The organism is Ignavibacteriota bacterium (assembly GCA_019637995.1).
Lineage (GTDB): Bacteria > Bacteroidota > Ignavibacteria > Kapaibacteriales > UBA2268 > JANJTB01.
Map to the genome: position 1 here is coordinate 52269 of JAHBUQ010000002.1, position 24838 is coordinate 77106.

The window sequence follows — 24838 nt, forward strand, 5'->3', positions numbered from 1 at the left end:
AGCAATCCTATTACGATATTGATTTCAAAGAAAATTTCTTTAATTCGTTGGTTAGGTCCTTGACGGCTACATTCAGCAAATCAGTAGCAGAATTAAACTGAATTATCGAATTTCTCGATTGAATAGCCGCAGTATGAAGCTGGTTCATTGATTCATTTATTTGCACTGCGCTTTCCGATTGCTGTTTCATTCCCATATTTGCTGTGAATATTTTTTCGGGAAGCTCGTTAGTTCTGTCAATTAGTTGGCTGATTCGGTCAATAATTATTGTAGTTTTTTCTGTACTGTTTTTTGTTTTTTCCATGTAATTGCTAATAGTATTGCTACCTTCAGTTACAGCAACTTGCATTTCAGTAATCATATCTTCGATATTCAAAGCAGCAACGGCAGTCTGGTCGGCAAGTCGTCTGATTTCTCTTGCCACGACTGCAAATCCTGTACCATACTGCCCGGCTCTTTCAGCTTCAATTGAAGCATTGAGTGATACCAGATTAGTTTGATTTGCTACTTTTGTGATAGTAGTAATTACGTTATTTATGGTTCCAGCTCGCTCTTGAATTAATTCTAATTTACCTGAAATCTCACCGGAGGACTCGAATAATTCGTTTATCGTTACTTTTATTTCGTTTAAATTATCTAGACCGTTTATCAGCATATTTGCATTATCATGAAAAGTCTGCGTAAGATAATCCATTGTTTTAGCAAGTTCTGATGATGTTTTAGAGATTTCGTTGGAAGTTGCATTGACCTGATTTGTCAGTGCAGCCTGCTCGGCAACAGTTGCTTCAATATCATGGGCAGAGCTTGTTATTTTAAACGTAGTGTCAGAAACAAGGTTGCCTGATTTAGATACCTGAGTAAGTAATGACGAGAGATTAAATGTCATTTTACGAATAGCTCTGAATAAAATCAAAATTTCATCACGAACTTTGATTTTATCATCAGTATAATGTCTGAATACTCCAAGATTATCATTTGAACTGATATCATTAACAGCTTTGTCAATATTGCCTTCAGCAATTTCAACAGCAATACCGGTAACAATTCCAAGATGTCGCGATATTTGCTTTGAGACGTAGAGTACTGACAAAAATGCAAATACAAATGCTAATCCGGAAATTAAAAGCGATAAATTTCGTAAGGATTTATAATGCTGAATTCTCTTTAACAGCAAAATATCAAGTTCACGGCTTACGCTTTTCCAAAAAATGTTATTTGAATTCAGAGCATTGTAACCCGAAATTTTAATTTCAGAAAGTAATTCAAGTTCATCATCACTATCACCTGTGTACCATTTATCCACTTTATTTGAAAAATTAAGTATATCGCTTTTGTAAGTTTCAAACTGAAACCCAAGATTATTTTGAAGCGAATTACTTTCGCCATAAAACCGTGCATCTTCAAGAAGCGAGGTCTCAAGTCCCTGTTCTATTCTTGCAAGATAGTCGTAAACAATAATATCATTAATAATTCTTATTTTATTTGAATGGTACTCAGATATTAAACCTGAAATATATGACATCTGAATCGTTTTTAAAATTTCGCCAATCTGCAGCTGCAATTTTGATAGTACAAGCACTGAAATATCCATCAAATAATATGAATCCAGATCAGGGTCTAATATAAGTCCGGATTCATCTGCAATAAATTTTACGAGAGCATTCGAGGCAGAGAAGAATTCATCAAACTCTTCACTATTGGGGGATATTTCGAAAGTCAGTATTTTATTTACAAGTTTGTCTAAATCATCTACTCTGATAAGGTTATCAACATGCTTTTTTTTACTTTTTAATACTTGATGAATCTTGTCTGAATAAATTGATGAACTTGAAACAAATTCTTCAGACAGGCTCTTTAATCCGACTTCCAAATCTTTCTGATAAGGTTCGCCAAATTTTTGGTTAAATAATTCGCTATCTGATTCTTTCAAAAGTAAAATATTTTGAAATTCAATCATATCATTTGTCATACTGACCAAATGTCTGAGTGATTTATTACCGTTAATTTCGGATTCTGCTTTCCTGATATGCTCATCAAATGAATTCAGAACATAGTACAAAAGAACCCCGATAGGAATTATAAATACAAAAGTACTAAGTAATAATTTAACAGATATTCTTAAATTTTTAAACATATCTATGCCCTAACTTATCTTAAACTTAGTAACTTCATTCTGCAATCCGCGAACTGCTTCATTTAATTGCTCAGTAGCCTTTTTAAATTCGCCAAGAGACTCTTTTGTCTGTTCAGCAACTTGTGAAAGCTGATTCATAGCTTCACTAATCTGTCCGGCACCATGAGACTGAGAATTCATACTTTGATTTACAGAGTCAAATTCCGGTATCAGAGCGTGAACTTTGTCGAGAATATCATTCAAATTATCAACACTGTTAGTTACCACAGAGTAGTTATTTTTTACTTCCTGCCCGAATTTATCAACTTCCATTACACCTGAAGAAACAGAACTCTGCATCTCTTTGACCATATATTCGATATCTTTTGTAGCTATTGCTGTTTGGTCAGCAAGACGGCTAATCTCTCTTGCTACTACTGCAAATCCTTTTCCAAAATCACCTGCTTTCTCAGCTTCAATAGCTGCATTAAGTGACAGGAGATTTGTTTGTTCCGATATTTTATTAATAGTAGTAACAATAGCAGAAATTTTTCCTGCCTTGCCACTGATGATTGATAATTTAGCTGAGATTAGTACAGTAGCTTTTGTCAGGTCATTCATTGCCTTTTCCATATTAAGCAGGGTTTCACGCCCCTTTTCGGCAACTATGGATGTATTTTCAACATTTTCTTTTACATCATTCATTCTTCCGGACAGCTGAACCGATACACTCGATATCTCACGAGAAGTTGCATTTACCTCACGAGTCGAGGCTGCCTGTTCTGCGATCGTTGCTTCGAGTTCTCTTGCTGAAGCAGCGATTTCCGTGGCAGATGTTGTAACCTGTATTCCTGACTTTTGGACTTGTCCAATTAACGAATCGAGATTTGAAACCATTGCAGCAAATGAATTAAACAGCATCACTGCATCATCCTTAGATAATTCCTTAGCGCTGAGCTTCAGTTCTTTTCTGAATTTGACCAAAGCATCTTTTGCATAGGAAATATTTCCTTCAGCTATTCTTGATGCAACACGGTTCAGAATAATCAGAGGCTTGGTAAGTCTTCCACCTAAAATTGAAGTAATGACAATTACAATAAGCAATACTCCAATTCCTGTTAAAAATTGCATCATTTGCAAATCTTTAAATTGATATTCCATCTCTGATTTGGAATGAAGAAAATCGCTTTCCGGAGCCACTGCACCGATAATCCAGTTCCATGTTTTGAAATATTTGGCTGAACTCATAAATTGAATTTCTTTGCCGGTAGAATCTGATACTGAAAAATTAAATTGCAACAATCCGTCAGATGAATTATTCTTGAATTCCTCCTGCAATTTATTAAAAATCAGATTACCGTCACTATCGCGAAAATCACTGATATTCTTGCCGTTATCAATTCCATTCCTTGACCAAATAAATTTATCTTTATGGGGAGGTACAGTGCCGATAATATATATATAACCTGATTTGCCGACATTCATATTCTTTAGAACATTTTCAAGTGTGGTGAGTGAATTCAGTTTTTCACCAACATAAATCATTCCGACAATATTACTGTCTTTATCATAATATGGCTCATAATAGCTTACATACCAATCATTTACAACATAAGCGATACCTTCATAAGGTTTACCCTTAAGAATTTCGCTTAATACAGGATTTTTCACACCATTTGGATTTACAGCAGGAATATAAGTTCCTATTGCACGATTTCCCTCAGCATTTTTAACAGTTGTGGCGATTCTAAGCATATCACCTTCCTTGTTAATTCTCTGAAAAATTGTAACAGTACCGTCTGCAAGGCGGGTAGTCATATCAACCGGTTCCGAATTGTCTTCAAAATTATCAGTTTTACCAATCCACTTCCCATTATAAATAGCTTTGGGAATATCTATTTCAGAAACTTCACCACTGAGTTGATTTTTGATTTTCCATCGAAGTAGTTCACCTTTGAAGCTGAGACCACCGTTTTTATCAATTTCAGCTCTTAAAATATTGATTGCAACTTTATTTTTGATATTGAAAAGTTCGTGAGAAGTTTGGCAAATGTTAAATGCATCGTAGGTTATTTGGTTAATGTTGGAATTAGCAAGACTTACAAGTTCATCACCTGATTTATTAAGCATTTTATCCTGAATATTCATAGTAATTACCATAATAATCATTACAGGTGCAATAGCAGCAAGTATTGTCATTATAATTACTTTCGCTCTGATTGAGAAATCCACTAATCTATTTCTCCTTTTTGTGAAATTAATACAAAATCTGAACCTGATTTCCTGCTTCAGTTGCTCTTTCCAGTGCATTCATTGAATCTTTAACCAATACATCAATTTCATAGTCTTTGGAAGGCGAAGCCATACCCATACTTATAGTTACGCTAAACCTTCCGCCACCGTGTTCGATAATTGTGTTAGCTACATCAGCTCTTATTCTTTCGGCAGTCATTCTTGAGCTTGTTGCATCACGACCAAGAAAAACCAAGCCGTAAGTTGTTTCATCAACACTTCCGAAAAGGTCATAATCCTTGATGTAACGCTTTACTCTCTCGAGAATTACCTGACTAGTATATTCAAATCTATTTGGGAAATTGCCGGGGTCTAAAGAAGCATACTTATCAAATCTGAATAAACAAAGAGCAAGGTCTGACTTCATATCTTTTGCTCTGGATACTTCTTCGTTCAATCTTTTGTATAATGCAACAGGATTTAATAAACCGGTAAACTGGTCAGTTAGTGCTGATGTTTTAAGAGCATTCATGAGATACATCTTCTCAATACTGTTACCAGCCTGGTTTCCAATCAGTTCCACAACTGAAATATCAAAATCGGTTAAACTGTCAGAGGCTTCAGTCTCTATGAAGATAGCTCCGTAAATCTGTGTTTTCGACTTAATCGGAACGCTCAAAAATTCCCCTTCGAGCTTGTGTTCATCTTTATGTACGCGATATAGTTTTGATTGTTCAGTAGTTTTCAAATGAATGGATTTACATTCATAAATTGCCTTTCCGAGTAAAGTATCCTCAAGCTGAACTTCCATTTCGTTGCAGTCCTTTCCCGAACCTTTATAAGCCATAATTCTCCAAATATCTTTTTCAGAATCATAGCCGCAGTTACCATTTGCAGCATTTGGGAACAAAACTTTCAGACTTTCAGTTATCATTTCCGCAATATTATCATTTCCGTCTTTGGAATTCGACTCTGCATTATGAAACGCTGTAATTGCTTCAAGAGTCTTGCTTGCCTGAAGCAGGTCATATTTATGAGTATAACTTTTTACAAGAGCACCAACAAGCTTGGTAAAATGCCCAAGAAATGCAACTGTTGATGAATCGTACGCATTCTTTGATTCAGAATCAGCAATCAATACACCAACGATACCATCTCCCCAAAAAACAGGAACACCAATCAACGAACCTGTGGATGCTGCTGTTTTGTAATATGGAATTAAATCCAACTCTGCAGCAGGATTAATTTCAGAAAGGATTTGAGGTTTCCCGTTGGTAATGATCTGACTAATTATATCGCTGTTCAATTGAAATTTGAGTCTGTTTTTTATTGCAAGAGGTGCACTTGTAACATAAGATTCGAGTATAAGTTCATCGGATTGTGAATTAAAGAGCATAAAAAGAGCGGTTCTTGTATCTGTTGATGAGCGGATAATAGTAAGAACTCGTGTCATAAAATACTCAAACTCTTTTCGTGGCTCGTCACCAAGAAGCTGGTCGGTTTCAGTAAAAACATTTATAGGTAAATCAATAATTTTTCCACTGTATTTTCCGGTCTGACTCTCTTTTTCAATTATTTTTATTACTTCATTTTCCTGAATTTGCGTTTTCTCTGCACAGTCAGATTTTCTACTTTCTTGCTCAATTTTTCCGGGTTGTGCGGTATATGCAGTTTGAATGGCTTCAGGTCTTTGAGTTTGTGAATCTCTGTATCTGGTTGTAGCCTTAGCACCTAAAGTCTGCAGACGGATTGGTTCGTCTTTCTCTTTGGACAACTCTTGATGCGAAGCTTTTACTTTACCGACAATTCTCATACCTGAGAAACTGTCATTAAATTCATTATCTGTGATTTTCCCTGACTTTGTATCAGAAGTGGCATTAACTTTAGCCCTCTCACTTTCGGCTGTTTCATTCTTAGGAATCGCTGGCTGGGGAGTCGGAAAATCCACATCATCACCAAATGACTGACCGAAATCCTCAACCTGAAGTCTTTTAGCTGATGAATCCTTTGTAGTCGTTACCTTAAAATCTGGCGGTGGAGCACCTGTTTTGGTATAGCGAGTCTCTACCACATCGGAAATTCTCTGAGATATAAGTATAAATAAAAATACAGCACCTAAAATTGATATACAGACACCGATTATTCGAATAGCTATCTCTTCAAAAAACATTGCTACAAATAATCCTGCAATGATAATAAATACGGCAAGTATATCACCCGGTGTTATAAAATTCCTGATTTGAAAGTTTTTTTTGCCCATGACACTAATTGACAAATAAATTTTAAAAGTTTGAAAATATCACAATCCCAAAAATAATAATAAAATATTAGCAATTCAACTTTAAATTGATTTAAATGCTAAATAATTTAAATATTATTCAAAACAATTTGAAATTGCAGGAAAAGTTAGCATATATTGCCATTTGAATGAACTCTAAATGAATTTATTGTATATCTTGACATATAATATTACTCATTTGCAGACATCATATTTATTCTACTCAACCAATTACAGCTTATTGATAGAATATAATTCAATTTATCAACCGTACTTTATTAATCAACATCTAAATGTTTTGCTACTATTTCGAGTAATTTTTCCGGAAGAAATGGCTTTGCAATATAATCAATGCAGCCTGCATCCAAAGCATCATCTCTATCGTCAGGCTGAGCATAAGCAGTGACTGCAATAATTTTGGCATCAGGCGATTGCTTTAGTATCTCTTTGGTTGCCGTAAGACCGTCCATTTCAGGCATTTTTATATCCATCAAAACAAGCTTGATATCACTATGGAGATTGAATAAATCAACTGCCATTCTTCCATTTTCAGCATGAATTAGTGTTACATTTTTTATTCTTTTTAAAGTTTTTTGAATGTAAAGAAAGTTGACCAAATCATCTTCAGCAACTAAAATTGAAAAAATCTTGCTTTCATCAATAATATTTCCAAAATCATCTTCAAAAACTGATTTCGCTCCTATCTCAAATTTTTCGTTGCTTTTTTTGTATGGTATCGTATATGAAAATTTTGTTCCTTCTTCTTTTTTAGTTTCGACTCTTATTTCTCCACCTAAGATTTCAACTAAGCCCTTCACGATAGATAAACCAAGACCGGCGCCTTCATAAGTACGGTTGAATGATGTATCCTCCTGACGGAATCTATCAAATAAGCTCGGTAGAAATTCATCTGAAATGCCGGTTCCTGTGTCTGAAACATAAATTTCAACAAAATCATCAATGAGCTCATAACCAATTACAATTCTGCCTTTCTCGGTAAATTTAATTGCATTACTTACCAGATTGCTGATTATCTGATGATGTTTGTTTTGGTCTGAGAAAATAACTGCATCATCTTCAATAAGTGAGCAGAAAACCTCAAGATTCAACTCTTTAGCAGCTGCTGACTGATAATATAATTGAGCAATATCATTTATTAAATAGTTGATATTGAAGTTATCCTCCACTATGTCTACTTTACCGGCTTCAATTCTCGCAAGGTCGAGAATATCATTAATCAGATTCAATAGTCGCTTATTGCTTCTTTCTAAAAGTGACAAAAACTCTGAATGTTCTTCTGCAGTAATATTCGGGTCTGCAAGCAGATGCGTGAAACCCATTATTCCACTCATAGGAGTTCGCAGTTCATGACTCATATTAGCTAAGAATGATGTTTTCAACCTATCGCTTTGTTCGGCTTTTTCTTTAGCAGTTATAAGCTCATCTTCAATTTGCTTTCTATCGGTTATATCTCTTGAAATAATCAATATTTCTTCAGAATTAATCCTCAAAACTCTATCTTCATACCATAAATTACTGCCATTCAGTACAAGGTTAAAATCAAATATTTGTATTTGGTTTGTTTGGTTGAGTCTGTCTAATGCATTGAAAAATAATTTACAAACATGCTCCGGCATTACATCTGAGACATTTTTTCCCATAAATTGAGATTTTGGAAGATAAAGCCTGCTCTCATCGTGAACAAGACAATCTCTGAAAGTGCCGTCATTAGCAATAATGAAAAACAAGTCAGGTATTGCCTGAACAATAGCACGATTCTTTTCTTCGCTTTGTTTGAGGGCATTTTCAAACAATTTCTGTTCGGAAATATTTCGGTAAATCCCATAAACAGCCAGTTGATTGCCATCGGTATGAATTATTGGCTTTCCTAAAATCGAAACATCTATAAGTTTGCCGTCTTTAGTTTGCCTTTTTGTCTCAAATGCAATTTTCTTGCCTATCGCTACAGCATTTGTGAGATTCTGACCTTCAATTTTAAAATTGTCAGGTACTATCAAATCGTTTATTTGCAAACCTTTAATTTCTTCTTTCTTAAATCCGAATAATTTCTCAAATTCAATATTGCAATCCAACACTCTATCCTGATTATCGAGGAGGACAATTCCTTCAGGTGAAAATCTGAACAAGTTTTCAAAGAAAGTGCGTTCTCTTTCGAGTAATTCCTCTGCTACTTGCGAATGAGTTATATCACGCAGAGCACCAAAAATTATGTGATTATTGCTATCAGAATTATACACAGATGATTTTACAAATGATTCTACCCAAACAATACTGTTATCTTTAGCAATTAATCTAATCTTGCAAAATCCGGTTTCACCGCGCTTTATATTTACAACATTTAAATCGAAAGTCTGCAAGTCTTCCGGATGTACGATTTTACCCCAGCATTCCATTTTTATTAATTCTTCAATAGTATAGCCTGTGATTTTCTCAGTAGCGCCAATCATCCATACAATCTTTGGCTTGTTGAGACTGTCCATCTTACAAGAAAAAGAAATGTCTGATATACACTCGGATATATTCCTGAATCTGCTTTCACTGAATTTCAGCGAATCCTGATACTTTCTTTGCTCAGTAATGTCAGTATCCGAGCCACGATACCCAAGAATATTTCCATGCTCGTCAAAGTAAGGAGCTCCGCTTGATAATACATAAAGCAAACTTCCATCGCGATGAATCATCACATTTTCAAAATTTCTGAAAGTCTGCCCACTTTTCCAAACAGATTCAGCAAATACAATATACTTTTCTCTGTCTTCTTCAGGATGAAAATCAAAGAAATATTTTTTGCCAATAATCTCTTCAGGCTTGTAACCGAGCATATTTTCACTTACGGAATTTATGAATGTAAAGCAACCCTCTGTGTTTAATTCCCAAATTAATTCATTACTAATTTCTGTAACCTGAGTAAATCTCGTTATGCTTTCATATAATTTTTTATTTGCAAATATTTTTTCTGTTACGTCATTAAAGAAACATACTGCAAAATGTCCGTCTTTGGTATTTATAAGACCAAGATTTACATCACAATAAATAAATTCAGATTGACCGGTAATACATTCCAGACCATGTATTTCAGCTTTTTTTGAGTCAATTATCTCTGTAAATAAGTCTTCAATTTTTGTTCTCGAATTATCACTTACTATTTCATTCAAAGTCATTTTCTGCATAACTTCACAGCTGTAACAGAATAATTCGCAAGCCTTCTCATTAGCAATTTCAATCTTCATTTCTTCAAGCTCAACCATCATAATTCCTTGATTTGAACCATTGAAGATAGATTTGAATTTATTCTCAGATTCCAAAATTGAATTTTGTGCTAATATTTCTTGAGTTTTATCTACCAATGAATAGACATACCCCAATACTCTGTTGAAATTGTCCTTTATAATATTTGAAACTATATTGATATTTCTGACAATTCCTTCAGAATCGGATATCAATACATCATAATTATTATTTCCATCAAAATTAAGGCTCTCGTCATTAGTATTTACAAATGCAAGAACATCAGAAATTAATTTATGCTTCAAATTTTCTTCAGTATCGCCTGTCAGTAGTTCCGCTTTGCTGTTAAGATGAATTATTTTGTTTTCTTCATCGGTGATAATCAGTCCTTCATTCATACTGTAAACAGTTGTCATAAATATATTTTTGGCTTTTGATATTTTTTGCTCATTAATCAGTTTTTGGGAGATAAGTTTCTTCTTAAGCATCTGATTAAGAAGAATAATCACAACTATAATTAATATTATCCAAAGAGAAGCAAATAATATTATTGATAAAGTCTTAAATTTCAAGTCTTTAAAAATTTCGACTTCATCTATCTTTGTAATTATATACCAATCAGTATATTTCAATTTAGAAGTATGTGCAAGAACCCTTTTATTCTGGTAATCACTAGTCCTTACTATTCCAAGTTCACCTTTTAATGCTTTTGCTGCCGGCAATTGTGTCATACTTACTGACACAGATTTTTGGTCTTTGAAATAAGGTTCATGCTTTAACTTTGTTAGCGGGTAAATGCTGTCAGCATATTGCCTGATTATAATTGATTCGGCTGTTTGGCTCTCTATGGGCCAGCTTTCTACAATTCTAAATAAATCATTATCCGGATTGTCAATTATAACTGCATAGATAGTTTTATCCAAATCATACAATCTCACACGTAGAAGCATTTCAAGCTGATTTTTCTGCTCAGGATTGTTATTACTGATATAGATATAATAATCCTTATCAAGGCTTTTCATATTTTGCAGTTTATACTTTAAGTGCTCTTTTAAATAATCTTGGTTTAAGGTATCTGTACTTAGCAATACACTTCCTGTGCTATCACAGATTAATACAGATTTATACAGATTGTGAATTATATCAAATTTAAAGGCATCAATGAGTCTTTTCTTGGCATTCAAATCGTTGCTTGCAATATATAAATTCAAATCATTATAATTTTGAGGTAAATAAATTTTTGCACGGGCATCATTAATATTCTCAAGCAACAAACTTTCAATCTGATTAATTTTCAAATTTGCAATTGATGTTAGCTGCTCAGTTTTATCTGCAATTAAATCATCTTCAATGTTGTGATAATAAAACCAACCGGAAAGTACAACTGACAAAAATGCAAATATACCAAATATAATCAATCCGATTTGATAATTTGAACTTTTATCATTAGATAATATTCTGTTTCTCATAACTTAACTAAAAACTAATTTCAAATTTAGTAAAATCAATACGCAAATATAAGCAAATCTATTAATTTAATTTGATTTCAATGTAAAAATATTCAATTTTGAAAGACTTCTTAATAACATAATTTCAAATTATTCGTTTATTCGAGATAATTAAATAACACATCTAAATAATGCAAAGAATATACTTTTTTATAATATCATTATTATTTTTACTACCTTATGAAAATACATATTCAGAAGGTAACGCACCACATCAGGCAGGAGCAATTTTTGGTCCGAATTTAATTTTTAATAACAGTAGAATTCCTTTGATACCAGGCACTGATGACTGCGGAGTATTTGAAAATGGGAACGCAATTGCATTTTGGGGCGGATTATTTTATACCTATACATATATACCTGATTATATATATTTAGATGCCAGATTATTTTATGAAAAAAGGCCCGTTGACCTGACTGCAAACTCAAGCGGCTACCAAGTCCTGAGCCCCGTTAGTAATCTCTACGAGCCTCTTATCAGAAAGCACCATTACTCAGGCTCGCTTGAGTATATTGCCTTTGATTTTGGAGTAAAAGTTCAACCCATAATGGAAATTCCTGCTTCTCTGAGAATTGGAATAGAAGCAGGAAATCCGATTGTCTCTGCAAACTATGAAAATACAGAACAGATAGTAAGCCCTCAGGGTGTATTATTTCCTGATGAGACACTTAAGAATACTGTCGCTTCAGGCAATATCAACGATGCCGGAACTGCATTTGCCGCAAGTTTATCAGCATCATACAGCTACAAACTCAACTCAGGTTTGATATTAGAACCTTCACTTACATATCGCAAATCACTTAATTCAATAGTTTCATCAAGTGATTGGAATCAGGATATTGTAAGATTATCAATTTCTGTTGGAATGAATTTTGGTGGAGATAAAGCACCGGGCAGATTGCCTGAAAAGCCTAAAGAAACTATAATCGAAGCGCCTGACGAAGAATCCAAACCAATAGTCAGAAGTATATCAACTGGAGAAGTAATTCTTCAGGAAACCATTGTAACACAGACTTATCCTATATTGCCATATATCTTTTTCAATTCTTTATCAGCTGATATTAAAAATGTTTACACTCTTAATTCACCTTCAAATTTCGATGAAGCAAAATTACCTAAAGACAATTTAAAGATTTATTACAACATTTTGAATATTATCGGAAGCAGAATGATTAAGTATCCTGATGCGAAACTTACTATCAGTGGCACTCAGGATGGATCTGAGAATATTGAATACAGAGATAATTCAATAGCAAGAAATCGAGCTGATAATATTGCAGAATACTTGAATAAAAATTGGAAAATTGAAAAAAGCAGATTGAAAGTTAATACTTTGCGAAAGGCAACTCTACCCACAAGCGAAGTTTACCCGGAAGGATTTGAAGAAAATCGCAGAGTTGAATTAGCTTCTGATGATATCAGAATCTTCGAACCTGTTGTGCATACAAAATTTTCAGAATTCAAACCTTCAACTAATAATATTATAATCAGCCCAACATTAGATTCTGATTTAGTAGAGTGGGATATCCAATTTATATTTAATGGTAAAGATGTTAAAAGATATCAGGGCAAGGGTAATATTCCATCATCATTTTCAATTAATGATATTATAAACACAAATGACATCACATCAGACAATCTGCTGAGATTTAATCTTAATGTTAAGGATATCAAAGGCACAAGTGAGAAGCTAAGCAGATCAATACCAGTGAATATAAATAGAAATAAATTTGAGCTTGGCAGATTGAATTTGATTGTTTTCGATTTTGATAAATCAGAAATAAACGATATGAATAAACAGATGATTGAAAATTTTGCTCTTAAAGCTGTAAAAAATAATTCGGAAATTGCAATTACCGGTTCGACTGACAGGCTGGGCGAAATTGATTATAATTTGAAATTGTCACAATCCCGTGCTGAAAACGTAAACAGACTACTGAAAACTCTTGCAAATAATCCTAACATAAAAGAAATAAAGGGTTTAGGTTCCTCAGCTCTTAAATTTGACAATAACACACCCGAAGGTAGATTTTACTCAAGGACTGTTCTTATTGAGGTACAAACTCCATTAGAGTAACTATTGCATTTTCATTTCATCTTTAATTTCCAAAGCTTGATTAAAATGCCTTTCTTCATGCAGAAGAATAATATCAAGAGCTACAGGTAATTTATATACAACCAGATTACTGGCAGGTGATGATATTACTGTATTTTCTGCTGACAATTTTTCAAGACTGACAATATATTGATAAAGTCTGGATTGAGCTAATTTAAATTTTTCAAAAATTGAATTATCCAGACTGCTTTTAGTAGGTTCCCATATAAGAAAAGTCTTTCCCTTTTTTGCTCTGTCCGGTGAAACTGATCGCAAAATCATATTGCCCAAATAATCTACGATAAAGTTGATATTTCCGATGAATGGGGTCTTATATTTACCTGTGAGAAGGTCATCGAATATTGGGAAGTAAGAACTGTTTATGACTATCAGGTGGTCAATAATCTGCCCGATACTCCACTCTTTACTGTTACGCTTGAAATTCAGCTCGATAAGACTTAAAGATCCAAACTCAGAGATATATTTATCAGTCATCGCTTCTGCTTTTTCAGACCACTTATTCATACATCACCCATTTATTAAATTCGTATAAATATAAAAATAGAGTAAATTTGAAAACAACAAATCTACTCTACTTGAATGAAATTTTAAAATATTATTTACGAAGTTGCAGTTGCAGCAGCACCACCACGTGGCTTAGAAACTCTTGCAATTACTGCATCTTCAGGTAATTCTATTTCAAGATTTTCCGTATTTAAATCTTTAAGATACAAAACAGAACCCATTTCCAATTTTCCAACAGGTGCTTCAATTGATTCAACCATATCCTTAGGAAGACATTTAATTTTAATCTTATGAAGTACTTGCATAAGTTTACCGCCTTGTCTTACACCAATAGGTTGACCACCTGTTAGCTTGAAAGGAACTTCTACTGAAATCTTTTGGTCTTGCTTGATTCCTTGTAAATCAAAATGCACAATTTGATCTGAAACAGGGTCAAATTTGACATCTTTAAGGAAACATAGTTTATCAATATTATCACTTTCAATTTTTAAATTTACTAATCTTGTAAGTGAAGTATAGACAACCGGGCGAAGGGACAATGGCTTTGCTTTAATACTAATATTCTCATCGCCATTGGCATAATAATTACCCGGAACATAACCGCTGTTGCGGACTGCTTTTGTAGCTTTCTTACCGGTTTCGCGTTTTTCAGCAACTAATGCTATTTCTTTCATTGTTTTTATATCCTCAAAACAAAGTTTATTTTATCTTTCAATTTCAAAAAGCGAACTTATCGAGCGATTGTCATGTGTTCTGATTATCGCTTCAGCCAATAGTTCTGCAATACTTATTACTTCAATTTTCTCACAAGGACGCTTCAAAGGTATTGTATCAGTAGCATATACTTTTTCGACAGCATCACAATTTTCAATTTTTTCAAGAGCCTGACCTGAAAATACAGGATGTACGGTAACACCGAATATTTGTTCAGCCCCTTTATCTTTCAGAGCTTCAGCACATTTAACAAAAGTAGTGCCTGTATCAATCATATCATCAACAATCAATATGTTCTTTCCACTAACTTCACCGATGATATTCATAATCTCAGATACATTGTGCTCAGGTCTTCTTTTATCAACCAGAACTAAATCTGCATTAATTCTTCTGGCGTAAGAGCGTGCAGTTTTCACACCTCCTACATCAGGCGAAGCAACAGCCAAATTGGTCAGACCAAGCCTTCTAACAGCTCTTAAAAGAACAGGTGAAGCGTACAAATGATCTAAAGGTATATCAAAAAAACCTTGTATCTGCGAAGAGTGCAAATCAATTGTGATAATCCTGTCTGCACCGGCTCGAGTAATTAAATTTGCTATTAATTTAGCAGTAACTGATACCCTCGGCTGGTCTTTGCGGTCTTGTCTTGCATACCCGTAATAAGGAATAACAGCTGTAACACGCTTTGCAGACGCACGCTTTGCAGCATCAATCATTATCAAAAGCTCCATGAGATTATCACTGGGAGCAAATGTTGATTGAACCAGAAACAAATCAACGCCTCTGACATTATCTTCGTATTTTGCCCAAATTTCACCATCACTAAAATTTCTGATATTTGTTTCAGTTAGTTCAATACCTAAATGACCGGCTACATTCTTTGCCAATGTTACGTTAGATCTACCTGAAGCGACTTTGAAATCGTGCATAATTGATATAATGTCCTTTATTATTGCTGGGACGGCAGGATTCGAACCTGCGAATGTCGGACCCAAAACCCGATGCCTTACCACTTGGCGACGTCCCAAAATTAGAAAATTTAAGGATTACAAAAATAATACTTTTTTACTTAATAACAAAAAGATTTTTATTTAATTTAATTTTAAGACTGATATATTTTTTAAATTTTTCTATCAATTATTATATTATTTCAAAAAATGATATATTGTAAGAATATTTACTTTGTATAAAATGTTATTTTTCAGTATTTTTACAAATTATTCTTAAACATATTTGAATTTTATGAAGAAAATTTTTAACGAATTTCAAATTGAGTCAAAAGACTTTGATGTGTATATGATGCTTGGTGTCACTCCGCTATTGCTTTCTATATATTATTATTTCGGTTACGGCTCCTTTTTAAAAGCAAATGTACCTTTTTTTTCGGAAACTCTACATGGGGATATACTAGCTTATATGTCACAGTTTGGAATATTTTTCATATTAATGTTTATTATTCCGGCAGCATATCTGAAATTGAAAATGAATGCAGATTTTAGCGACTTTGGATTAGGATTGGGCAATGTCAGGTCAGGTTTAAAGCTTTTAGCAATATGTATCCCTATTATAATTGTTGTTCTGTATTTTGGTACAGATGCACCTGATGTTAAATCAGAATATCCTCTTGCTAAAAGCTTGCATCAGGACAGAAGTATGCTTGTTTGGTATCACTTATCTTATGTTTTACTATATTACATTGCATGGGAATTTTTCTTTCGTGGTTTTTTACTCTTTGGCTTAAAAGACCGTTTCGGGATATTTAATGCGATTTTAATTCAAACTGTATCATCATGTCTGATTCATCTCGGCAAACCGGCAGGCGAAACAATAGGGGCTATTTTTGTGGGTATTTTATTTGGTTTCTTCGCAATTAGAACCCGTTCAATTTGGTATGTATTTATATTACATATTATTATGGGATTATCAACTGATTTGTATATTTTATTTATTCATGGAGCGTAATGAAAACTGCATTAATCACAGGTATCAATGGTTTTATTGGTAGTAATTTAGCCGAAAGACTGTTAAAAGAAGGATGGAAAGTAAGAGGTTTGATTCGCAAGTCTTCCGATTTGAAATTTTTAGAAGGTATGGATATAGAATATTATTACGGAGATATTACAGAGCCAAGTACACTAACGGAGCCGATGAACGGTATTGACAAAGTGTTTCATGTAGCTGCATTGTCTTCAGATTGGGGGCATTTCGAGAAGTTCTATCGCATAAATGTTGAAGGAACAGTAAATGTTGCTAAAGCTGCTCATTTGGCGGGTGTTGAGAGAATGATTTACATCAGTACTGTTGCTATGTATGGATTTGGCAGACTAAATGTAAAAGAATCTGACGAAAAACTTCATACCGATTTCCCTTATTGCGAAACCAAAAAAATTGCAGAAGAAAAAGTATTCGAGTTTGCCAGACAATCAGGATTAAGACTTACTGCTGTAAAGCCAGGAAACGTATTTGGTGTTAAAGACCATACATTTATTGAAAAATATTTAGATGCCCTCATTGCAGGCAAAGCCGGGTATATTGATGGTGGTCTGCGTAAAACTTGTCCTGTGTATGTCGAGAATTTGATTGATGGAATATTACTCGCATCAGAAAAAGAAGAAGCAATAGGCGAGACATTCTTTATAACTGATGGACTTGATATTAACTGGAAAGATTTCACTGATAAATTTTCTGATGAATTAGGAATTCCTCGAACTAAATCATCTTTTCCGTACTTTTTAGCTTATGCAGTTGCCACTGTTATGGAATTTATCTACACTGCTCTCGATACAAAAGAGCCGCCTCTTCTAACCAGATATCGTATATTCAATGGTGGAAAAGACTATACCTTTTCAATTGAAAAAGCTAAGAATATTCTTGGATATTATCCTAAGGTAGATTTCGATGAAGCTGTCAAACGTGCAGTCAACTGGTATAAAAATAGATAATGTTATGATAATTTACAATTTTTTTGTTTTATTGTTATATTTATATATATAATATAATATATTTTTCATAATATTTGATATAAATATGTTGATAATTGTAATTATTTTGTTACTTTTGTAACATCGTATGTTAATTTAAAAAATAAAATTTTTATGAAACGTAGAATAAAAGCAGATCAACTGGAAAGGATGTCTGAATTACTGAAATGTATTGCACATCCACTTAGACTCGAAATAATCGAATTATTAGAGGAATATCAAAGGTTATGTGTTAGTGATATTGTTGAAAAACTTAATGTAGAACAATCAGTAATATCTCATCATCTCACTAAACTAAAAGATAAAGGTATATTGAAGTCTTCACGTGAAGGCAAAAATGTTTATTATGAAATTGCTATGCACGATTTACTGGCTTTGTTCAACTGTATTGAACATTGTGCAGTAGCATGATTTTTTGCTAGTATGTAATTTTTTAAAGCGACTATTCAGTCGCTTTTTTTTTAGTTAATATATCCAAAAAAAAAGAGGCACATAAAAATGTGCCCCTTAGAAAAATCATCAGATAACTAAATATTAGTTAATAGAAACTAATTTCCAGTTACCAGGATTGCCAGTAATATTGATGAACATAGCCATCTGGCCAACACCAATGTTTACAACACCATATGAAGTTGTGAATGTTAAAGCACCACCACCATCATTAAATACATAAAGAACAGCACCTTCATTAGCATTTGGATTTGGAGCAACAGCACCACCAGCTAAACCATCATAAATAATGAATGATGTTCTTTGTCCAAGAGTAGCTTCACTCCAGTCTAAACCACTTTCAACGAAAGGATCAGCAATAATTTGTTCAACAACAGTGATACTTCTCTGTGAAAGTATATTTTGCTGAGCAGTTACTGAACCTTGTAGTGTAGTAGTTCCACCAACTTGTAAGTTACCTGACATTGTATTAAGTACAGCAGCAGTAGTTTGATTAATTACACCAGTTACATTAACATCACCGGTTACGTTTGCATCACCAGTTAAGCCAAGGTCACCACCAACTGTTGCATTGCCAGTTACAGCAAGGTTGTTGTTAGCAGTAACGTCATTACCAGTAATGTTGCCAGTTGTTAATACATTCTGAGCACCGAAGTTAGGATTAATCTTAGTACCGTCAATTGCTGCAGCTGGATCAACATCAGCATTAACGATTGTACCATCAAGAATCATAGCTGAAGTAACACCATCATTAGCGATACCAACAGTAGCAGCAGCTGAGTTGTTATAAGTGAAAGCAGTTAAACCACCACCTACAGCTTCAGTTAATGAATTAACTAATTGTCCGGTAATAGTACCAGTAACAGAAAGATTACCACCTACAGTTACATCACCGGTTGTACCTAATGAAGCAGCAGTGATAGCACCACTGAAAGTACCGGTTGTAGCACTCATAGCTTGAAGTGAAGTAGTACCGGTTACAGTAAGGTCATTGTTAATCTGAGTTGCACCACCAATAGTAGTTGCACCGGTTACACCAAGTGTTGAACCAAGTGTAGTTGCACCGTCAGCATTTAATGTACCACTGAAATCACCATTTACCGCATCTAAGTCAGCTAATGTTGATAAACCGGTTACATTTAATGTATTGTTGATTACTGTTGCACCACCGATTGTAGTTGCACCGGTTACGCCAAGTGTTGAACCAAGTGTAGTTGCACCGTCAGCATTTAATGTACCGCTGAAATCACCATTTACCGCATCTAAGTCAGCTAATGTTGTTAAGCCGGTTACATTTAATGTATTGTTGATTACAGTTGCACCATCAAGAGTCGTTGCACCGGTTACACCAAGTGTTCCACCGATTGTAGTATTGTTAGTAACATTTAAGTCATTACCTGCAGCAAGATTATTTGTAGCAGTAATGTTAGTTGCAGTTATATCGCCAAGTACGATAAGACCGCCACCGATAGTAACACTACCAACAACATCTAAATCATTAGCAACTCTTAAATCATCTTCAACATTAACAGGCTGACCAATTGTTGGATTAACAATGTCGCCGGTAATATTTATATCGTTAACTGATGTCAAACCACCAACTGTTAAATTTTGGTCAACAGTAGCGTTTTGGTTTACAGTTAAGTTCTGATTGATAGTTGCATTTTGCTGAATCTGTAAATTGATACCGGTAATAGAACCTTGACCGGGACCACCTGTAACAACTAAGTTACCAGTAACCTGAGCATCATCAAGAATATGAACAACACCACCATTATTCAATGATGAGTTGAAGATATTATTTTGAAGATCAGTAGTACCTTCAACGATTAAGTTATTTTCAAGTGTAGTAACACCAGTTACATTAAGAGTATTATTTACAGTAGTAGCACCAGCAACTGCTAAAGTACCGCCAAGTGTAGAGTTTCCGGTTACATCTAAGTCACCGTCAACATTCATATCACCTGTAAGGTCAATAGAAGGAGCATCAATTGTTATAGGATTGAATGGTGATAACATATCAATATCACCAACTAACTGAGTATTGTTACCTACAAATAAGTCATCAGTAGCAACTAAACCTTGTACATCAACATCGCCAACAACATAAACATTATTATTTAAGAATGTTTCGTTATTAACTGTCAAATCGTTGCCAATTGTAGCGTCGTTGTTTACAACTACATCCTGAGCTGTTAATAAACCTGTAACAGTTAAAGTAGGTATTGTAGTTGTCCATTCAGGAGACAATGCAGCACCACGTGATACAAATAATTCACCGATGTTACCAGGAGTAGCTCCTGCAACAACTTGTGTACCATTTGATAATTCAACGAAAGAACCATTGAAGAATACATTATCATTAAATGTAGCTTCATCATTACCGGTTAATGTACCATTAAGAGTAGTAGCACCAGCAACTGTCAAAGTGTTGTCTAAAGTAGCAGCACCTTGTAAGTTTGAAGTACCTGTTACAACTAAGTTATTGTTTACATTAGTTGCACCATTAAGGTTAGTAACACCGGCTACAGTAAGTGTGCCACCAAGATTTGTAGCGAATGCACCAACTGTGAAAGTATTGTTAACTTGAGTAGCACCATTAAGTGTAGTAGCACCAGCAACTGTCAAAGTATTGTCTAAAGTAGCAGCACCTTGTAAGTTTGAAGTACCTGTTACAACTAAGTTATTATTAACATTTGTAGGACCGTTAAGGTTTGAAGTGCCTGTCACAGTAAAGTTATTATTTACAGTAGTAGCACCATTAAGAGTTGAAGCACCAGTAACTGTAAGAGTACCACCTAAATTAGTAGCAAAAGCACCAACAGTGAATAAATCGCCAACAAATACAGCACCACCATTATTTGCTGAAGAGTTGAAGATAGTATTTCTTAAATCTGAAGTACCTGTTACAACTAAGTTATTGTTTACATTAGTTGGACCATTAAGGTTTGTAGTACCTGAAACAGCTAAGTCACCATTAAGAGCAGTATTAGCGTTAACAGTCAACATATCCTGTAAAGTAGTAGTGCCTAAAACTTCAGTGTTACCCCATACTTCAAGATCTTGGAATAAGTAAGTATCACCTAAAACTTCAACATCACCAACTAATACAGATTCGCCAACAACTAATAAATCGTTGTCAACTACTAAGTCGTTCTGAATGTTTGCATCATTAGCAACCACAAGGTCATTACCAATAGCAACATCATTACCAACTGTTAAGTCATTACCAACTGTAGCATCGTTAAGTACGTTAAGATTGATTACATTAAGTAAAGGAATAGTGTTAGTCCATTCTGGATTAACGCCAGGACCTTTGCTGATTAAAAGATCACCGATATTACCGGCACCCTGAACACCACCTTGGTCAGCGATTAATTCAGCATTAACACCGATTTCAAGTGAATTGTTGATGATTGCATCATCAATGTCAGCAGCAACGATATTTGCATTATTAATATTAGCAGTATTTACGTTAGCAACATCAATATTTGCAGTTAAGATGTCAGCTTGGAACATATCAGCTAAAACATTAACTGTTAAGAAATCGAATTCGCCATTGTCAGCAGTTACGCTTGTAGCAACGATATCATCAGCAGTAATATCTTCAACCAATAAATCACCAACGATTTGAACATCGCCATTGATTACAAGAGGAGCACCAGGGAAAGCAGGAGGATAAAGAGCAACATATAATCCGAAAGGATTACCAACAACAACACTGTCAAGACCAATAATTTGGCTTGCACCGATTGCTGAGTTAGCCCAGATATCACCATAAGTTTTAATTGCAGTAGCCCAAGTAGCACCATTTAATGATTCAGAATTATATACAACTAATGCTGCATCATCATCATCAGCAGGATCAAGTAAGAATGGGAAACCACCATTTTCATTGTTTTCTTTACCGCCCCATACTGCCATACCACGACCGGCGTTGAAGTTTTCAACAACTGCAGTATAGTCATCAGGATTACCACTTACAGCCCATAATGCAGGACCTTCATCTTGGTTGAATCCCCAAATAGTAGGTTCAGTTGTGCTTGCATTTAAAGCAACTAATGCAGAACCATCTTCAGCGACAGTTTGAATACCGGTAGCCATACCACCAACATTTGACCAAAGACCAAAGTCAGAAGCGCCGTCACCTTCATTCAAAGTAATAGCACCAAAAGTGAATCCGGCAGGTAAAGCTTCAGCAAAAGCGATTGAATTTGCATTAGCAGCACCCATAACACCAATATTAATATTGCCATTTTCAGCATCGCCGAGTAAACCAAAGTTAATGCCAGCATTCATTCCACCAGCATCACCCCAAACACCAATTGCATTACCGTTGTCTGAAGTTGCATCACCCCAAACTCCTGTGTAATTAACGCCGTTAACGCCGTTATTAACAACTAAGTTTGAACGGATACCATCTACATCGTAAGCATTGTTACCATCATCATTGATAGTAAGGTCAACTTTAATACCTGCAGTTTCAGCATCTAAAGTATTTACTTCAGCATCAACAGCAATAACGCCTTCTGGATAACCATAGTTTGAAGTTCTGTTTACTTGAAGTGAAGGTTGTTCGAATCCGCCACCGTTAAGAATTAGTGGGCTTCCGCTGCCAACTTCGTCAACAGGAAGAGTAATCACTAAACCATTACCGTCACCGGTAGTGTTTAATGACATAACATCACTGTTACCATTATTAGTAAGAGAGAATAAAGTCTGAACGTGTTCAGTAATAGTTTTTTCGAAAGGAATAGTCATATCATCATTAGCCCACTGTGGAGTTAATGAACCGCCGGCATCAATCCATTTGATAACCTGATCTTGGTTAGGAGCAGCACCTGTAGAGTATCTCCACTGGTTAGCAGCATTATCCCACCACATAATCTGACCAATTTGAGTGCCAGGAGCAAGTTTGTCTAAAGAAACTGCACCAGGAGCAAGCATAGCGTTAGTAACGCCTTGGTTAGCAATACCAACTTCAGCAGTGATAAAGCCTTCAGCATCAGTAGTATTAGTAACTGTAGTTCCAGCACCAGCAGTAACAGCCATTACTTTACCTTTTTCCCAAGTAGCTACATCTGTTTCAATCCAATGTCCGCCGTTCCATCCTAAGATAGTTCCAATAGGACCTGCAGCATTTTGTAATTTTTCATAAGTTACAGCATCGTTAGCAATCATTGGAGTGATGATACCGTCAACAGCAACACCTACTAAGTAAGGATCAGCTTCAGTACCCATACCGGTTCTTTCGAGACCGCCACCAACGATAACGTCAGTGATTTCATTACCAACAACACCGTCATCAGTTGACCAAACTGGCTGACGAGTTACGCCATTGTCAACCCAACGAACAACTTGATTGTCAACAGGAGCCATACCACCTGAGAAGTTCCAGCTGTTAGTTACAGCATTCCACCAAGTTATTTGACCATTTTGAGTACCATTAACTAATTTGTCTAATGTTACTGCCTGATTTGCAATCATATCAGTTTGAACGCCATTTTCAGCAATACCTAAAGTAAATGGGCTTGCTGCAGTACCGGCACCAGCTCTTACGAGACCACGGTTAGGAGTAGCGTTTAAAACTTCATTACCAATTACTGCATCAGCTTCCCAAGTAGGGACGTCTGTTTCAATCCATTTTGTACCATCCCAACCAAGGATAGTTCCAACAGGACCAACTGCGTTTTGGAATTTACCATAAGTTACAGCTTGGTTTGCAATTTTAGCAGTAGTTACACCGGCATCAGCAATACCAACTGTAGTAGTAAGGAAACCTTCAGAATCAGTTACATTATTAACATAAGCACCATCACCGGCAACAACAGATTTAATTCTGCCTTTTTCCCAGTCAGGAACATTTGTTTCAATCCATTTTGTTCCGTCCCATCCGAGGATAGTACCGATTGGACCGTTTGCGTTCTGAAGTTTGTTATACATAATAGTAAAGTCAGCGATTTTATCGTTAGTAACAGCACCATCAGCTAAACGATCAGTTTTAACTGCGCCTGGAGCGATTAACGGATCAGGATATGAACCGGTAAGGTCGCCACTTGCAAGACCACTAGGTCTTGTAGTTACATTTGGATTTAACATAACCTGAGTGATTGAACCATCAGGAATATTTTCCAAAATAGCACCTGGTCTCAATCTTGGGTTTGGAAGCTGACCGGTAAGGTCGCCACCCATATTGATAACTTCGTCTGCTAATTTAACCAAAGTTACTGAGCCATCTTCAATGTCTTCAGCAAAAGCAGCAACAGCAGCTCTGTCTGAAAATCCTGAATAAGGAACCATTGAAAGCATAGTTCTTTGATAAGGTGAACCTTTACCTACTGTTACTTGTAACCAGAGATCCTGGTTAAAATTAAAACGAGCAGGGAAAGGTGTTACGGAACCAAGATATACATTAAAGTATCCTTTGTTCATAGTTACGTTTTGGATTTCACTCCAAAGCTGTGAACCGCCAAATTCAGCTGAGTATAACTCAAAAGTGATTTGGACTGGTCCTTCGTAAGGTTGATCCTGTTGATTAAGGATGTTACCTTGATAATTGATGAGTCTCTGTTGAGCGAAAGCTTCGCTGAGCGGAGCAATCAACAGTGATAATAGGACAATACTGAGAAGAATCAATTTCTTCATTACAATAACTCCTGGATGTTGTTACACAAAATATACATTTATTTAAA

General features: G+C 35.1%; 12 protein-coding genes and 1 tRNA gene. 4 read left to right on the top strand and 9 right to left on the bottom strand.

Features of this window, described 5'->3' with window-relative positions; translation table 11 throughout:
• Positions 1–10: 10 nt before the first annotated feature.
• The 4 genes from KF896_06310 to KF896_06325 form a co-directional block, all read right to left on the bottom strand.
• The gene (locus KF896_06310) at positions 11–2134 is read right to left on the bottom strand and encodes a methyl-accepting chemotaxis protein (protein MBX3043312.1); all 2124 of its coding nucleotides are present in this window, start codon (positions 2132–2134) and stop codon (positions 11–13) included.
• A 9-nt stretch (positions 2135–2143) separates the two neighbouring features.
• The gene (locus KF896_06315) at positions 2144–4345 is read right to left on the bottom strand and encodes a methyl-accepting chemotaxis protein (protein MBX3043313.1); all 2202 of its coding nucleotides are present in this window, start codon (positions 4343–4345) and stop codon (positions 2144–2146) included.
• 25 nt (positions 4346–4370) lie between these two features.
• Positions 4371–6605: a GAF domain-containing protein gene (locus tag KF896_06320; protein ID MBX3043314.1), complete on the bottom strand. Its 2235-nt coding sequence runs from the start codon at positions 6603–6605 to the stop codon at positions 4371–4373.
• Between the two features lie 296 nt (positions 6606–6901).
• Complete coding sequence (locus KF896_06325) at positions 6902–11341, bottom strand: PAS domain S-box protein (GenBank protein ID MBX3043315.1); 4440 nt, start codon at positions 11339–11341, stop codon at positions 6902–6904.
• Between the two features lie 170 nt (positions 11342–11511).
• On the opposite strand from KF896_06325, the gene KF896_06330 reads away from it, so the two are divergent.
• On the top strand, positions 11512–13458 hold the full coding sequence (locus tag KF896_06330; GenBank protein MBX3043316.1) for an OmpA family protein: 1947 nt from the start codon (positions 11512–11514) through the stop codon (positions 13456–13458).
• Here the strand turns inward: KF896_06330 and KF896_06335 are convergent, their stop codons facing one another.
• The 4 genes from KF896_06335 to KF896_06350 all read right to left on the bottom strand — a co-directional run bounded on the left by KF896_06335 (position 13459) and on the right by KF896_06350 (position 15742).
• Positions 13459–14001: a DinB family protein gene (locus KF896_06335; GenBank protein ID MBX3043317.1), complete on the bottom strand. Its 543-nt coding sequence runs from the start codon at positions 13999–14001 to the stop codon at positions 13459–13461.
• 95 nt (positions 14002–14096) lie between these two features.
• Complete coding sequence (locus KF896_06340) at positions 14097–14675, bottom strand: 50S ribosomal protein L25 (protein ID MBX3043318.1); 579 nt, start codon at positions 14673–14675, stop codon at positions 14097–14099.
• A 30-nt stretch (positions 14676–14705) separates the two neighbouring features.
• Complete coding sequence (locus KF896_06345) at positions 14706–15644, bottom strand: ribose-phosphate pyrophosphokinase (GenBank protein MBX3043319.1); 939 nt, start codon at positions 15642–15644, stop codon at positions 14706–14708.
• A 26-nt stretch (positions 15645–15670) separates the two neighbouring features.
• Positions 15671–15742: transfer RNA gene (locus tag KF896_06350), tRNA-Gln, on the bottom strand.
• A 215-nt stretch (positions 15743–15957) separates the two neighbouring features.
• Here KF896_06350 and KF896_06355 point away from each other — a divergent pair.
• The 3 genes from KF896_06355 (at position 15958) to KF896_06365 (ending at position 18107) form a co-directional block, all read left to right on the top strand.
• The gene (locus KF896_06355; protein ID MBX3043320.1) at positions 15958–16677 is read left to right on the top strand and encodes a CPBP family intramembrane metalloprotease; all 720 of its coding nucleotides are present in this window, start codon (positions 15958–15960) and stop codon (positions 16675–16677) included.
• Entirely contained in the window at positions 16677–17657 is a 981-nt protein-coding gene (locus KF896_06360; GenBank protein MBX3043321.1) for an NAD-dependent epimerase/dehydratase family protein, read from the top strand. Before KF896_06355 ends, KF896_06360 begins: the two co-directional genes overlap by 1 nt.
• A 153-nt stretch (positions 17658–17810) precedes the next feature.
• The gene (locus KF896_06365) at positions 17811–18107 is read left to right on the top strand and encodes a winged helix-turn-helix transcriptional regulator (protein MBX3043322.1); all 297 of its coding nucleotides are present in this window, start codon (positions 17811–17813) and stop codon (positions 18105–18107) included.
• 123 nt (positions 18108–18230) lie between these two features.
• Here the strand turns inward: KF896_06365 and KF896_06370 are convergent, their stop codons facing one another.
• Positions 18231–24791, bottom strand: coding sequence for a hypothetical protein (locus KF896_06370; protein ID MBX3043323.1), 6561 nt, complete (start codon positions 24789–24791; stop codon positions 18231–18233).
• Positions 24792–24838: the final 47 nt, after the last annotated feature.

What these genes read in the sequence shown, in the direction of transcription:
- KF896_06310 (MBX3043312.1), bottom strand. Translation starts at nt 2,134, where the DNA reads ATGTTTAAAAATTTAAGAATATCTGTTAAATTATTACTTAGTACTTTT.
- KF896_06320 (MBX3043314.1), bottom strand. Translation starts at nt 6,605, where the DNA reads ATGGGCAAAAAAAACTTTCAAATCAGGAATTTTATAACACCGGGTGAT.
- KF896_06325 (MBX3043315.1), bottom strand. Translation starts at nt 11,341, where the DNA reads ATGAGAAACAGAATATTATCTAATGATAAAAGTTCAAATTATCAAATC.
- KF896_06330 (MBX3043316.1), top strand. Translation starts at nt 11,512, where the DNA reads ATGCAAAGAATATACTTTTTTATAATATCATTATTATTTTTACTACCT.
- KF896_06335 (MBX3043317.1), bottom strand. Translation starts at nt 14,001, where the DNA reads ATGAATAAGTGGTCTGAAAAAGCAGAAGCGATGACTGATAAATATATC.
- KF896_06340 (MBX3043318.1), bottom strand. Translation starts at nt 14,675, where the DNA reads ATGAAAGAAATAGCATTAGTTGCTGAAAAACGCGAAACCGGTAAGAAA.
- KF896_06345 (MBX3043319.1), bottom strand. Translation starts at nt 15,644, where the DNA reads ATGCACGATTTCAAAGTCGCTTCAGGTAGATCTAACGTAACATTGGCA.
- KF896_06355 (MBX3043320.1), top strand. Translation starts at nt 15,958, where the DNA reads ATGAAGAAAATTTTTAACGAATTTCAAATTGAGTCAAAAGACTTTGAT.
- KF896_06360 (MBX3043321.1), top strand. Translation starts at nt 16,677, where the DNA reads ATGAAAACTGCATTAATCACAGGTATCAATGGTTTTATTGGTAGTAAT.
- KF896_06365 (MBX3043322.1), top strand. Translation starts at nt 17,811, where the DNA reads ATGAAACGTAGAATAAAAGCAGATCAACTGGAAAGGATGTCTGAATTA.
- KF896_06370 (MBX3043323.1), bottom strand. Translation starts at nt 24,791, where the DNA reads ATGAAGAAATTGATTCTTCTCAGTATTGTCCTATTATCACTGTTGATT.